Here is a 12,978-nt window from a genome sequence, read left to right as displayed (position 1 = left end):
TTGGCCTTAGATAGCGGGTAACTCGGGTGCTGCACGTTTGGTCAGGAGTTCAGCGCCCTTGTCCCGGATTACAATGTTTTCCTCATGCACCATGATATGACCGTCACCGTAACTTAGGGAGGGTTCCAGCGTCAGCACCATGTTTTCTTCGATCACAGTTGTGTCAAAGGCCGCGTGTGATGGCCATTCTGTCAACTGCATGCCCAACCCATGCCCTAAGCGCCCGATATCTCCGCCCTGATCATCCAGCTCTGAAATAACAGTTCGCATTGCCTCATAAAGATCCCGGCAGGTGGCACCTGGGCGCGCGGCTTCAATTCCGGCCTCAGTCGCGCGCCACAATACATCATATGCACGGCGAGAGGCATCATCTGCCTGCCCGATGGCAAAATTTCGGTCAAAATCACAAAAATACCCATCCCATGTGGAACCGGTATCAAACATGGCGATATCGCCCCGTTTTAAAGGCCGGGTCGAAGGTGGGGAAATCACGTCAGAATACCCACCGGGGCCTGCGCCACCGACCAGATAGGGCGTGTCATCAGCGCCTTGTGCCAGCAGTTCGCGCCGAATTTCGCGAAACACCTCGTCAAAGGGCCGCCCCTCTGTCGCGATCTGAGGTATCTGGTCAAACATGCATGACCCAATGGCACAGATATGGGTGAGTTTTTCGATCTCTGCCGCTGATTTCACCATGCGCAATTGCCTGACCAATGGGGTGGCGTCGGCGATCCGAAGGCCGGGCAGGGCCGTCATCAGCCGTTCATAATCCCCCAAAGGCATTCGGAGAGAGGTTTCATGTCCCTTCATCACACCGATGGTTTGGCCGCTTTGGGCAAGGGGGGACAACAGGTCTGTCAACAGGCTGCTGCCGTCATTTTCGGGGGCGGGGGCGCTCCAGGTGCGGATGTCGTCGATCCAACTGCGTCGCATCAGCGCCGCCCCGATCTCGGGGATGATCGCAATGGGTTTACCTGTGTTTGGCACGAACAAGAACCATGGGCGGGTTGGACTTTGCCAAAACAATGTCTGGAAGCCGCTGAAATAACGGACTTCCGGTTCAGTCATCAGCAGAAGGCCCGCGATACCCTGATCGCCCATCAGGCGTTGCACGTTCCTTGTACGTGTTGCGAATTCTTCCTCTGGAAACCCACGCCCAGGTTCATCAGACACTGTCTGCTCCTTCCATAATCGCGGTAAAGATTGCTGGGTCGGTTACGCCCTCTGATCCAATCAAAAGGACACGAGAGGAACTATCCAGACCCAATTTGTCCGACATTTCGGAACTTTGGCGCGCAGCAATCAGCGCGGCCAGCCCGGCCACAGCGCTTTCGCCGGCTTCTACCACGGGGTCGCCGCTTTCTGGCTTGGCCAGTAACCTGACGGTTGGCGCAACGACGCCTTCCGGGATTGCGACAAAATCAGATGCCTCTTCTTGCAGAATTTCCCATGCAAGAATAGACGGTTGGCCGCATGACAGCCCGGCCATAATGGTTTCTTCGACGATGTTCACATTCGTAATCGTACGGTTTTGTGCGCTTGTGAACAGGCAGGCGGCGAGATTGGGTTCCACGACAACCACGCGTGGGGATACTGCGCCGTAGTACTGACGCAGGCCTGCAGCGACCGAGGACGCCAGTCCGCCAACACCACCTTGTAGAAAAACATGAGTCGGCGCGGCATCCAATGCTTCGCATATTTCGCGGGTCATGACACCATACCCCGCCATAACATCACGAGCGGGATCAATATATCCGACCCAAGACGTGTCAGAGACCACGAACCAGCCATTTTCTTCAGCTTCTTGTATGGTCATGCGAAGGGATTCGTCATAATCGCCTTCAATTCGGATTACATTAGCCCCAAACTCCCGCATGGCGTCGGCGCGGCCTTCGCTAACTTCGGAATGGATGTAGATACGGCATTTGGCACCAAATCGCTGACATCCCCAAGCAAGAGAACGCCCATGATTGCCGTCAGTTGCCGCAACAAGTGTTATATTCGAACATGCTTCGCGGTGATGGCCGTTGCGAATATCTTCAAGACTGACATCGGTTTGTAGCGATTTGCTGAGTTCGCGCTGCAAGAGCTTCAATGCGGAAAATGATCCACCCAGCGCCTTGAAGCTGCCCAAACCAAATCTCGGCCCTTCGTGTTTGTAGTCGATCCGACCGACACCAATTTGTTGGGCAAGACCGGAAAGAGCGACCAGCGGTGTCGGGGCGTATCCCTCCCAGGCCATGATCTCTGCACAGGCATCAGCGTAGTTCTGTGGTGTCAATACGCGCGACGCGGCATCACCCGTTGCGCCAATTCCTGATGCATGCTGCATTTCAGAGGTGTTGAATTTTTCAAACATTTCTTAGTCCCTTCTCACAGGCAGGCGGTCCCGGACCAGCTGTACCCAAAGTTCAGCTCCGATAGGAAGCAATTCGTCGTTAAAGTCGTAATCGGCCGCATGAAGTGGCTGGCCGTGTGTTCCGTCCTCGCCATTGCCCAGCAGTATGAAACAGCCCGGAACGGCGTTGGCAAAATGGGCGAAATCCTCGGAAAAACTAATGATCTGCCGTTCCTGAACAACTGCGCGCCCTGCTGCGTCGCCGGCGCGATATACGGCTTGCGTCGGGTCTGGGGCGTTGATGGTTTCGACAAATTCAGACCTAAAATCCCAATCAATTTCAACGGCATGTGCCTTGGCAATTCCCGATGCGATCTGCTGCATGTATTTGATGGCATCTTCGCGGTCATCGGGGCTACGGGCCCTCAGGTCGCCCTTGATGATTGCCTCACCGGGCAACACGTTACGCGCGCCGTCTGTTATGAATTCGGTAGCCGAGATAACCACACCGGCACCGGGGGCAAGTTTACGCGAGACGACGGTTTGTAGGGAAAGAACCAATTCTGATCCCACGGTGATTGCGTCAACCCCGGTCTGGGGCATGGAGGCATGTCCGCCTTGGCCGCGGATCGTGAACTCAAACAATGTTTCACTGCTGCAAATTACGCCGGTTCGGGTGGAAAGCTGTCCCAGTGGTGCGCCGGGCATGTTGTGAATCGCATAGACTTCATCCAGCGGAAATTTCTCCAGCAGGCCATCGTCTATCATTGCCTTTGCGCCCAGGCCCAACTCTTCATTCGGTTGGAATACAAAGACGACGGTCCCGTCGAAGTTTTTGTCTTGGGCGAGTACGGCAGCAGCCCCCAGCAACATCGTCATGTGGCCATCATGGCCACAGGCATGCATCACTCCAGGTGTTTTTGAGACATAGCTATGGACAGATTTTTCCTGAATTGGCAGTGCGTCCATATCGGCACGCAATCCGATAGCACGGTTTCCTGTGCCACTGCGCAAAACGCCCACAACGCCGACACCTTCGTGAACCTCAATGCCGAGTTCGCGTAGCGTTTGCGCCACTTTTGCTTTGGTCCGATCTTCCTGAAAGCCTAGTTCAGGATGCTGGTGAAAATCCTGACGCAGTTCAGGCAAGCGGGTCATGAAAGCGGTCATCGCCAATCTCGTAGTAGAATCTTGCTGAGTATAGGTGCGGATTTAGTTGGAAAATAATCGTTATCCGACATCACGGCGATTATTTTTCACGTTTATTTTTATGATCGGTATGACTTCGGTCGCAAAAGCGATCATATCAGTGTGAATCTGGATCATTGGCCAACAGGCGTTCGGCAATTTCTGCGGTATCATCAAGGTGGCGCGTGACGGCGGCTGCGGCCGCTTCGGGGTCGCCTGAACGAACCGCGTTGCAAATAGCGCGCATATGTTCGACCCCCGGGCGTTCGCGGTCGGTCGTCGATAAGGTCATCATGCGTAGCCTGCTGATGCGTCCGTTCAGGCGCTGGACAATCTCCCAGGCGATGTGATGACCGGCGCCTGCAAATATTTCGGCGTAGAAATCAGATGTCATGCGAAACAGCGCGCCAGATTTTTTGCGTGATGTTTCCCTTTCAAGGGCATTGAAAGCTGTTCGCAGCTTTGCCGCCAGATCAGGCGTAATTTGTGTGGCGCATGTGCGCGCCGCTGCCGTTTCGAGCACCCGCCTGATATCATAGATTTGTCGGGCGTCATCCCAGCTCATCCGGGCAACGATTGGCCCCCGGCCCGATAAAATTTGAACCAGTCCTTCAGCCTCTAGATACCGAATTGTTTCGCGAATGACCGTACGGCTAACGCCCAGCTGTTCGCATAGGGGACGTTCCACAAGACGTTCGCCCGGTTTGAAATGGCCTTCGATAATCGCGGTGCGCATTTGGTCCTGAACCATATCCCGCAAGGTTGCAGGGGGATGTGAAATCTTGGACAGCGCAGGAGTATTCATGTGGAAATCGTTAACATCAGAGATCACGCACGACAAGAATTTATTGACGTACAGTATTATGGTATACCATAAGTGAGTTCGTCGAATCAAATCTAGGTAGTTCAATGCCCGCTGAAATCCGTAAAACCCTGCTGCATGTGGAAAATACACTGATCGAGGGGGGCAAGGTCGCCCCAGTACCACTGACCATGATCGCGGCAATCGCTGTGATCAGAAACCCCTGGGCAGGTCAGGGGTTTGTCGAGGATCTGCGTCCGGCCATTCATGATTGTGCGCCGGGGCTGGGAAAAATGCTGACAGAGATGGTTCTTGAGGCCGCAGGTGGCGGCGACAAGGTCGAGGGTTATGGGAAATCAGCGATTGTTGGTGTGACTGGCGAGGTTGAGCATGGATCAGCCCTGATCCACACGTTGCGATTTGGTAATCACTACCGCAAAGCCGTTGGCGCAAAATCTTATCTTGCCTTCACCAACACTCGTGGCCCGGCCAATGCCCCGCTTCAGATCCCGCTGATGGACAAAAACGATGGCGGTCGTCGCAGCCACTATCTGACCATCCAGTTGCAAGTCGCGGATGCGCCTGCACCGGATGAGGTCGTGATTGCGTTGGGAGCATCGATTGGCGGGCGACCGCACCACCGGATTGGTGACCGCTATCAGGATCTCAAGGAATTGGGCCATGACGCCGACAACCCTGCAGCTGTCTGATCATCACGGAAAAGCAGCCTATAGTGACACCGGTAAAGGTGAACCTGTTGTGCTGATCCATGGGGTTGGCATGCAGTCGGCCGCTTGGGCCCCTCAAATTGATGCGTTGTCAAAATTCTACCGTGTCATTGCCATCGATATGCCTGGTCATGGCGGAAGCGATCCGTTGCCCGTAGAGGCAGAGCTGCAGGATTTTGTGAACTGGTTCGCAGAGGTGCTTGGCACAATGAACTCGGGCCCCGTCAATCTGGTTGGCCATTCCATGGGGGCGTTGATTGCCGGTGGAATGGCAGTTGAGCATCCCACATTGGTGAAACGTGTGGCCTTGTTGAACGGCGTTTACCGTCGTTCTGACCATGCGCGCGCTGCAGTGATCGAACGGGCCAAGGAAATACACGAGGGGAGCTTTGATCTGGAAACGCCTCTGGCACGCTGGTTCGGTGAAAGTGCAGATGAGCAGGCCGCGCGCGCGCTTGTGGCTGGTTGGTTATCTTCAGTAAACCACTCTGGCTATGCCACGGCTTATTCCGCCTTCGCGCGCGGCGACAAAGTCTATGCAGACCGGTATCAAGAGATCCGTTGTCCTTTCCTGGCCCTGACCGGTGAGTGCGACAAAAACTCCAGTGCGGAAATGTCAGTGGCGATGGCCGGCGAGGCACAAAATGGACGATCCTTGATTATCCAAGGGCACCGACACATGGTGAACTTGACGGCCCCGGCGCAGGTTAACGCGGCTTTGATGTCGTGGCTGAAAACACCGCTGAATGGTAAGGGACCAGATAATGGATAGCATTGATCCAAGAGCGTTGCGCAGCGCGTTTGGCACATTCATGACTGGCGTCACAGTCGTCACGACCACTGGTCCTGATGGGGAACCACTGGGATTTACAGCCAATTCATTTACATCCGTATCCATTGACCCGCCCCTGATCCTTGTGTGTGTCGCTAACAGCTCACGTAATTATGGCGCGTTTAATACGGCAGGCGGCTTTGCGGTTAACATCCTGTCAGAGGCACAGATTGATGTGTCAAATACGTTTGCCCGCCCGGTTGAGGATAGGTTTGGTACTGTCGATTGGCATTCCGGTCCGGTTGGATCGCCTGTGTTGGACGGTGTATCCGCCTGGTTTGACTGCACGATGTTCAAAACCGTTGATGCGGGGGATCACCTGATCCTGATCGGTAAGGTCGAAGCCTTTGAAAGCAATGCACATCCGGGCCTTGGCTTTTCACGGGGGGCATATGTGACCCCGGCGATCGAGGCCGAGGCGCTGGGCAACAAACCCAATCTTGTTGTCACCGCCTTGATCGAGCTTGAGGGCCGCGTGCTGTTGGTTGAGGGCGATGATGGCCAGCTGACCGTGCCCGGCACTAAAGTGGGTAAAGAGGGGGCGACGACGGCCCTGAACCGATTGCTTGTCAGCCTGGGGGCGAACGCAGAGCAAGGGTTCATATATTCAGTCTACGAAGATGAAGCGCGCGAAACGCAACATATTTCATTCCTATGTCATGCAGCAGATGAGGCAACATCTGAGGGCGCATTTTCAGTGCTGTCAGAGCCAATCCTCGCAAAGGTCGCAGATTCTGCAATGCGGATCATGCTGGAACGGTTTGCCCGGGAAAGCATGATGGGGAATTTCGGAATTTATTGCGGCAACCAAACCAGCGGCAAAGTCCGCCCGATGACATCACGGAGTTGAAGCATGAAGTTTTCGCTTTTTGCGCATATGGAACGTATTTCCTCTGAAGCGGAGGAAAAGCAGCTTTATGACGAGTTCATTGAGCTGTGTAAAATTGCAGATCAGGGTGGGATGCACGCGATCTGGACCGGCGAACATCATGGGATGAACTTCACCATCTCGCCCAACCCGATGCTGAACCTGATCGACGTCGCCCGTCAGACAAAAAATGTCCGCCTTGGAACGGGTACTGTAATAGCACCCTTTTGGCACCCGATCCGGTTGGCGGGGGAGGCCGCGATGACCGATATCATCACCGGTGGAAGGTTGGATTTGGGGATCGCGCGTGGGGCCTATTCCTATGAGTATGAACGCCTGATGCCCGGGATGGATGCCTGGGAGGCCGGACAGCGGATGCGCGAAGTTGTTCCCGCAATTCAAGCCCTGTGGAAAGGCGATTATGAACATCAGGGAGAGTATTTTCAGTTTCCTAAAACCACATCCTCGCCGAAGCCCCAGCAAAAGGATGGCCCGCCGATCTGGATCGCGGCGCGTGATCCAAACAGCCATGAATTTGCAGTATCAAATAAGTGCAACGTTCAGGTCACACCGCTGTGGAACGGTGACGACGAAATCAGCGATCTAATGCGCAAGTTCAATGATGCCTGCACCAAGTTTTCGGACCAACCCAGGCCGAAAATTATGCTGCTCCAACACGCCTATGTGGCTGACAGTGACGAAGACGCAGAGTTGGGTGCGGTGGAGTTGAACCGGTTTTATTGCTATTTTGGCGCGTGGTTCATGAACAAACGCGACGTGTCCCAAGGGCTGATTGATCCGCTGACAGATGATGAAATCGCCGCCCATCCAATGTATTCGCCAGAGTTGATGATGAAGAACCTTGTCATCGGCACACCAGACAAGGTGATCGAGCGGCTAAAAGGCTATGAGGCGCTGGGCTATGACGAATATTCGTTCTGGGTCGACAGCTCCATGCCATTCGAGCGCAAAAAGGCGTCGTTGAAGCGGTTCATCAATGACGTGATGCCAGCATTCACCTGAGCGAAATAGGGAAGATTATGCAGAGTTTTCAACACTATATCGGCGGTGAGTTTTCCGATGGCAACACGCAGCTAGACAGCATTGATCCCGCGATAGGTGCGCCTTGGGCAAAGATAGCTGAGGCCAGCGTCGCCGATGTGGATGCCGCCGTTCACGCGGCGCGGGCGGCATTTAACAGCCCTGAATGGGCCGATATGTTGCCCACGCAGCGCGGAAAGCTCCTCTATCGTCTGGCGGATTTGGTTGCGGAACACGCGCAGGAACTGGCGGTGATTGAAACGCGCGACACGGGCAAGATCATTCGCGAAACCTCTGCCCAGATTGCCTATGTTGCAGAATATTATCGGTATTATGCGGGCCTTGCCGATAAAGTCGAAGGCGCGCATTTGCCCATCGATAAACCCGAAATGGAGGTTTGGCTGCGCCGTGAACCGATAGGCGTGATCGCCGCCGTGGTGCCGTGGAATTCCCAGCTATTTCTGTCCGCCGTCAAAATTGCACCGGCATTGGCGGTGGGTTGCACCGTGGTGTTGAAGGCGTCAGAGGATGGCCCAGCGCCGATGCTGGAATTTGCCAGGATCTTTGATCAGGCAGGGTTCCCCAAGGGCGTTTTGAATGTGATCACCGGTGGGCCGTATGTGGGCGCAGCACTGACCAGCCATCCAGAGGTGGATCACATCGCCTTTACCGGGGGGCCGGGTACGGCCCGGCACATTATTCGAAACTCTGCCGAAAATCTGGCCTCTATATCCTTGGAATTGGGCGGAAAATCCCCGTTCATTGTCTTTGATGACGCAGATATCGACAGCGCTGTAAATGCTCAGGTTTCGGGCATTTTTGCCGCCACTGGGCAAAGCTGTGTTGCCGGGTCGCGATTGCTGGTTCAGTCAACCATCAAGGACGAGTTTCTTGCTCGTCTGAAGGCCAAGGCAGAGGTCGTGGTGATCGGGGCACCGGATGATATTGCGACAGAGGTCGGGCCGCTCTGCACCTCTCGTCAACGCGATCACGCTGTGGACCTGATAACACGGTCAGTCGCGGCGGGTGCGGTGTTGCTCACGGGCGGTACGGTCCTTGACAGGGAGGGGTATTATTTTGCGCCGACCATATTGGATTGTTCCGACGCCCCGGATGCCCCCAGCCTGTCGAACGAGTTTTTCGGCCCTGTCCTGTCGGTCCTGCCCTTTGAGGATGAGGCCGAGGCGATCCGGTTGGCCAATGACACGAAATTCGGGCTGGCCTCTGGCGTATTTACCCAAAACCTGACCCGTGCCCATCGGATGATCCGGGGTATTCGGTCGGGCATAGTCTGGGTGAATACCTACCGTGTTGTTAGCCCTATTGCGCCCTTTGGCGGGCATGGAATGTCCGGCTATGGGCGCGAGGGTGGAATGCAGGCGATGCTGGATTACACCAAAGTTAAATCTGTTTGGCTGCGCACCAGCGATGATCCGATCCCGGATCCGTTTGTGATGCGATAGCCCCCTCCAAGCCAGCTATTCACAAAAATCTGGAAATTGCGACCGGGCTGCGATAAAACTTAATGGTCCCATGCAATAAAGGCATTGCGCGCTGCTGCCTGGGTGAGCGGAGTAATCCCGCCCGGCCGGTTTTTGGCCCCCGCGCGACTTACTCCCTTTGTTGATAAACGGCGGCGCGCCGCCTCGCAGGGATTATTGCCATGCTAAGAAATGACCAGCTCGATCAATGGGATCGCGAGAATTTTTTCCACCCGTCCACTCATCTTGCCCAACACGCCCGCGGCGACAGCCCCAGCCGGGTGATTAAAACCGCCTCTGGTGTGCATATAGAGGATCGGGATGGAAACCGCCTGTTGGACGCCTTTGCCGGGTTGTATTGCGTAAATGTCGGCTACGGACGTCAGGAAATCGCCGAGGCCATTGCGGATCAGGCCCGCGAGTTGGCCTATTACCATTCCTACGTCGGACATGGGACAGAGGCCTCTATCACCCTGTCGAAAATGATCCTGGACCGCGCGCCTGCCAATATGTCCAAGGTCTATTTCGGCCTTGGCGGGTCTGACGCGAACGAGACCAATGTCAAACTGATCTGGTACTACAACAATATTCTGGGTCACCCAGAGAAGAAAAAGATCATCAGCCGTTGGCGTGGCTATCACGGGTCGGGATTGGTAACCGGGTCGTTGACCGGGTTGGAGCTTTTCCATAAAAAATTCGACCTACCACTGGCGCAGGTGATCCATACAGAGGCCCCGTATTACTTCCGCCGCGATGATCTGGATCAGTCCGAGGAACAGTTTGTCGCGCATTGTGTCGCCGAGCTGGAGGCGCTGATTGAACGCGAAGGGGCCGACACCATCGCGGCCTTCATCGGTGAACCCGTTCTGGGCACTGGTGGCATCGTGCCGCCGCCCGCGGGATACTGGGCGGCTATTCAGGCCGTACTGAGAAAACACGACATCTTGCTGGTCGCTGATGAGGTTGTCACCGGGTTTGGCCGTCTGGGCACCATGTTCGGATCCGATCATTACGGGCTAGAGGCCGATATCATCACCATCGCCAAGGGGTTGACCTCTGCCTATGCGCCGCTGTCAGGATCGATCGTCAGCGACAAGGTCTGGCAAGTGCTGGAGCAGGGCACGGACGAGAACGGCCCTATCGGCCACGGATGGACCTATTCCGCGCACCCGATCGGAGCAGCGGCTGGCGTTGCCAACCTAAAGCTGATTGATGATCTGAACCTTGTGCAAAATGCCGGTGAGATCGGGGCCTATTTGAAATCATCCATGGCCGAGGCACTGGTGGATCATCCGCATGTCGGCGATGTCCGAGGGGAAGGGATGCTATGCGCGGTCGAGTTTGTACAGGACAAGGACAGCCGCACATTCTTTGACGCGGCGGACAAGATTGGCCCACAGGTGTCGGCAAAGCTTCTTGAGCAGGACAAGGTCATCGCCCGCGCGATGCCGCAAGGTGATATTCTGGGCTTTGCGCCGCCGTTTTGCCTGACGCGCGAGGAGGCTGATACAGTTGTCGCGACCACGGCGCGTGCTGTAAAAACCGTTTTGGGGTAACTTGATCCTTATCCATTAACAATAAGCCCCTGAAATGGTTTCATTTCAGGGGCTTAAGTTTATCAATTTTGGCTTGGTTCAAGCGCAGACAGCGTATTTAGATGCCAGATCACCAGTTTTAGCCACTTGTTCAAACCACGCCTGCATCGCATCCAGATCGGCAGGCAGACGCACGGCCTCCCCCGCTGAATAGTCGACAAATGCAGCGTGGTTCAGTGCGTTCACACCGGCCAGAACGGGAATGTCCAAAGACAACGCTTGTGCAATCGGTTGGCGCAGGCCGCGCCCATCAGCCTCGTGCTTGCCGAATTTGTTGACCAGCAACAATTCGGGTGTGTTTTGCAGCTCTTTCTCGATCAGTGTTACCGCTTGTTCCAGCGCGTCGGGGTCCAGACGGCATCCGCTGGCATGGGCACCCAGAGATTGGCTGATGCGAATGGTCGGGCCGTCCGGCAGAACGTGAACATCCATGTCGCAATGATGGCTTGTGCATCGTTCGGTATTGGTCTGAACCAGCCCCGCCAAACGGGTACCTTGCGCCGTCAACCGTGTGGCGAACTGTTCCAACAGGGTATCGGTATATCCCGGCGTATCGGTCATGACATAGGCAAGATGCATGATCGGTTTCCTTTCTGGCTATGCGGCGGCACTTTGTGGGCGCAGCGCTGTCTTGTCTATGCCTTCGATGTTGGCGTTGTCGATCAATCTGCTGGTATATTCACTGGCTGCGCGAACCCAGCTATCCTTTTCAAACGCCTCCCGAATTTTGGCCTCAACAGATTCAAAGGGCAGGGGCTTTCCGGATACCCGGGCATCAAGTCGCAGAATGTGAACACCGAACCGGGTGACCAACAGTTCCGGGCGGATTTTCCCAACCTTTGCACTGCGCATCAGCCGTTCAAATTCCGGCACGGTGTCACCGCTGATCAGCTGCCCCAGAAAACCACCATTGTCGCGGGATGGGCAATCGCTGTGTTCCCTGGCCAGTTCGGCGAAGCTTTTCGGATTGCGCAATAGTTGCTGCAACACCGCCTCTGCCCGATCCATGATGGATGTATCGTCTTGGGCGGTACCCTCCGGCACAGTGAACAGAATATGCGACGCTTCGAATAGATCGGGTGCGCGCATTTTATCGGAATGGGTGGTGAAATAGTCCATGACAGCGTGATCGCTGACAGGTTCTGGTTCGATTTCTGCCTCCAACAGGGTTCGAATGGTTGCTTCTTCTTCCACTTCAAATTTACCTGGCTCGATTTCCACCGGGCCAGAACTTAACCCCTTTGCGGCGGCGGTCTCCAAACACAGTTGGCGCACAATCAGAGCCCGTGCGGCCTTGCGCCAGGCTAGCCCGGGCTTGTCGGCAGGCGCGGTGTGGTGCTGGGCCTCTGCCGCAATATCTGCGGCAGAGATCATCTGTCCATTCACCGTGATGTCGGGAAATAACGGGCGAATGTTCATTTTGCCCTCCCAGCTTTGCGGCTGCGCACAATCTGATAGCCGGGGCGCACAAAATAGCGAACCGGAACCGACAACATATGCACCAGCCTTGTGAACGGGAAGACGAGGAAGATCGTCAGCCCCAGGAACAAGTGCAGTTTAAAGATCGGTGCCGCGTGTTCGATATAGCTGGCAGCCTGCGGATCAAAGGTGAAAATCCCCAGCGCCCAGGACATAAAGGTTGTCATTTCATGCCCGTCCAGATGCTGCAGGGAAACAACGATTGTCCCAAGCCCCAAGATCAACTGGATCAGCAGCAGCGCCAGAATTGCGATATCGGCAAAGCTGGAGGTCTTGCGGATACGCGGATCGGTCCAGCGACGATGAAACAGCATTCCGCCACCGATCAGCGCCATGACGCCCGCGATGCCACCGGCGATCACCGCCAATAGCTGCTTGAAACCGTGGCCGATGCCTAACGCATCAAACACCCAGATCGGAGTTAACAAGCCGATCAAATGGCCAAAAAAGATCACCAGCACCCCCACATGGAAAAGGATAGAGCCGGTGATCAGTTGCTTTCGGCGCAAAAGTTGAGAGGAAGAGGTCTTCCACGTAAATGGGTCACGCTCATAGCGTGCGATGGATCCCAGGATCAGTACCGTCAGCGCGATGTAGGGATAGATGCCAAAAATGAATTGATGCAT

13 protein-coding genes are annotated in these 12,978 nt (G+C 55.3%); 6 read left to right on the top strand and 7 right to left on the bottom strand.

The features are described 5' to 3' along the window. Window positions 1-6 precede the first annotated feature (6 nt). The 4 genes from AC2D8P_RS03420 to AC2D8P_RS03405 all read right to left on the bottom strand — a co-directional run bounded on the left by AC2D8P_RS03420 (window position 7) and on the right by AC2D8P_RS03405 (window position 4,331). On the bottom strand, window positions 7-1,173 hold the full coding sequence (locus tag AC2D8P_RS03420) for a M24 family metallopeptidase (protein WP_484700456.1): 1,167 nt from the start codon (window positions 1,171-1,173) through the stop codon (window positions 7-9). After that, the gene (locus tag AC2D8P_RS03415; protein WP_484700454.1) at window positions 1,166-2,359 is read right to left on the bottom strand and encodes a diaminopropionate ammonia-lyase; all 1,194 of its coding nucleotides are present in this window, start codon (window positions 2,357-2,359) and stop codon (window positions 1,166-1,168) included. Before AC2D8P_RS03415 ends, AC2D8P_RS03420 begins: the two co-directional genes overlap by 8 nt. Before the next feature lie 3 nt (window positions 2,360-2,362). Beyond that, window positions 2,363-3,508, bottom strand: a complete 1,146-nt coding sequence (locus AC2D8P_RS03410) for an amidohydrolase (protein WP_484700452.1) — start codon at window positions 3,506-3,508, stop codon at window positions 2,363-2,365. A gap of 136 nt (window positions 3,509-3,644) precedes the next feature. Beyond that, window positions 3,645-4,331, bottom strand: coding sequence for a GntR family transcriptional regulator (locus tag AC2D8P_RS03405; RefSeq protein WP_484700450.1), 687 nt, complete (start codon window positions 4,329-4,331; stop codon window positions 3,645-3,647). A 104-nt stretch (window positions 4,332-4,435) separates the two neighbouring features. Between AC2D8P_RS03405 and AC2D8P_RS03400 the strand changes: the two genes are divergently transcribed. The 6 genes from AC2D8P_RS03400 to AC2D8P_RS03375 all read left to right on the top strand — a co-directional run bounded on the left by AC2D8P_RS03400 (window position 4,436) and on the right by AC2D8P_RS03375 (window position 10,834). Further along, entirely contained in the window at window positions 4,436-5,038 is a 603-nt protein-coding gene (locus AC2D8P_RS03400) for an amino acid synthesis family protein (protein WP_484700448.1), read from the top strand. Continuing rightward, window positions 5,010-5,828, top strand: a complete 819-nt coding sequence (locus tag AC2D8P_RS03395; protein ID WP_484700447.1) for an alpha/beta fold hydrolase — start codon at window positions 5,010-5,012, stop codon at window positions 5,826-5,828. Before AC2D8P_RS03400 ends, AC2D8P_RS03395 begins: the two co-directional genes overlap by 29 nt. After that, entirely contained in the window at window positions 5,821-6,738 is a 918-nt protein-coding gene (locus AC2D8P_RS03390; RefSeq protein WP_484700445.1) for a flavin reductase family protein, read from the top strand. Before AC2D8P_RS03395 ends, AC2D8P_RS03390 begins: the two co-directional genes overlap by 8 nt. A 3-nt stretch (window positions 6,739-6,741) precedes the next feature. Next, window positions 6,742-7,779, top strand: a complete 1,038-nt coding sequence (locus tag AC2D8P_RS03385) for an LLM class flavin-dependent oxidoreductase (RefSeq protein ID WP_484700443.1) — start codon at window positions 6,742-6,744, stop codon at window positions 7,777-7,779. 17 nt (window positions 7,780-7,796) lie between these two features. After that, window positions 7,797-9,260 carry an aldehyde dehydrogenase gene (locus AC2D8P_RS03380; protein WP_484700441.1) on the top strand — a complete coding sequence of 488 codons (1,464 nt, stop codon included), beginning with the start codon at window positions 7,797-7,799 and terminating at the stop codon, window positions 9,258-9,260. 200 nt (window positions 9,261-9,460) lie between these two features. Further along, window positions 9,461-10,834, top strand: coding sequence for an aminotransferase (locus AC2D8P_RS03375; protein WP_484700440.1), 1,374 nt, complete (start codon window positions 9,461-9,463; stop codon window positions 10,832-10,834). 78 nt (window positions 10,835-10,912) lie between these two features. Here the strand turns inward: AC2D8P_RS03375 and AC2D8P_RS03370 are convergent, their stop codons facing one another. The 3 genes from AC2D8P_RS03370 to narI are packed head-to-tail and all read right to left on the bottom strand — an operon-like array spanning window position 10,913 to window position 12,978. Continuing rightward, window positions 10,913-11,452: a DUF2478 domain-containing protein gene (locus AC2D8P_RS03370; RefSeq protein WP_484700438.1), complete on the bottom strand. Its 540-nt coding sequence runs from the start codon at window positions 11,450-11,452 to the stop codon at window positions 10,913-10,915. A gap of 18 nt (window positions 11,453-11,470) precedes the next feature. After that, window positions 11,471-12,292 (bottom strand): peptidylprolyl isomerase, encoded by an 822-nt coding sequence (locus AC2D8P_RS03365; protein ID WP_484700437.1) that lies wholly within the window; start codon window positions 12,290-12,292, stop codon window positions 11,471-11,473. Next, window positions 12,289-12,978 (bottom strand): respiratory nitrate reductase subunit gamma, encoded by a 690-nt coding sequence (gene narI, locus AC2D8P_RS03360; protein ID WP_484700435.1) that lies wholly within the window; start codon window positions 12,976-12,978, stop codon window positions 12,289-12,291. Before narI ends, AC2D8P_RS03365 begins: the two co-directional genes overlap by 4 nt.

This window comes from Roseovarius sp. YIN77 (assembly GCF_057219155.1).
This window is presented reverse-complemented; position numbering and strand designations above follow the sequence as displayed.

Bases quoted from the DNA above. Each gene is read 5' to 3' on its own strand.
- AC2D8P_RS03405 (WP_484700450.1), bottom strand. From the start codon at position 4,331: ATGAATACTCCTGCGCTGTCCAAGATTTCACATCCCCCTGCAACCTTG.
- AC2D8P_RS03400 (WP_484700448.1), top strand. From the start codon at position 4,436: ATGCCCGCTGAAATCCGTAAAACCCTGCTGCATGTGGAAAATACACTG.
- AC2D8P_RS03415 (WP_484700454.1), bottom strand. From the start codon at position 2,359: ATGTTTGAAAAATTCAACACCTCTGAAATGCAGCATGCATCAGGAATT.
- AC2D8P_RS03385 (WP_484700443.1), top strand. From the start codon at position 6,742: ATGAAGTTTTCGCTTTTTGCGCATATGGAACGTATTTCCTCTGAAGCG.
- AC2D8P_RS03395 (WP_484700447.1), top strand. From the start codon at position 5,010: ATGACGCCGACAACCCTGCAGCTGTCTGATCATCACGGAAAAGCAGCC.
- AC2D8P_RS03365 (WP_484700437.1), bottom strand. From the start codon at position 12,292: ATGAACATTCGCCCGTTATTTCCCGACATCACGGTGAATGGACAGATG.
- AC2D8P_RS03375 (WP_484700440.1), top strand. From the start codon at position 9,461: ATGCTAAGAAATGACCAGCTCGATCAATGGGATCGCGAGAATTTTTTC.
- AC2D8P_RS03390 (WP_484700445.1), top strand. From the start codon at position 5,821: ATGGATAGCATTGATCCAAGAGCGTTGCGCAGCGCGTTTGGCACATTC.
- AC2D8P_RS03410 (WP_484700452.1), bottom strand. From the start codon at position 3,508: ATGACCGCTTTCATGACCCGCTTGCCTGAACTGCGTCAGGATTTTCAC.
- AC2D8P_RS03380 (WP_484700441.1), top strand. From the start codon at position 7,797: ATGCAGAGTTTTCAACACTATATCGGCGGTGAGTTTTCCGATGGCAAC.
- AC2D8P_RS03370 (WP_484700438.1), bottom strand. From the start codon at position 11,452: ATGCATCTTGCCTATGTCATGACCGATACGCCGGGATATACCGATACC.
- narI (WP_484700435.1), bottom strand. From the start codon at position 12,978: ATGCATCAATTCATTTTTGGCATCTATCCCTACATCGCGCTGACGGTA.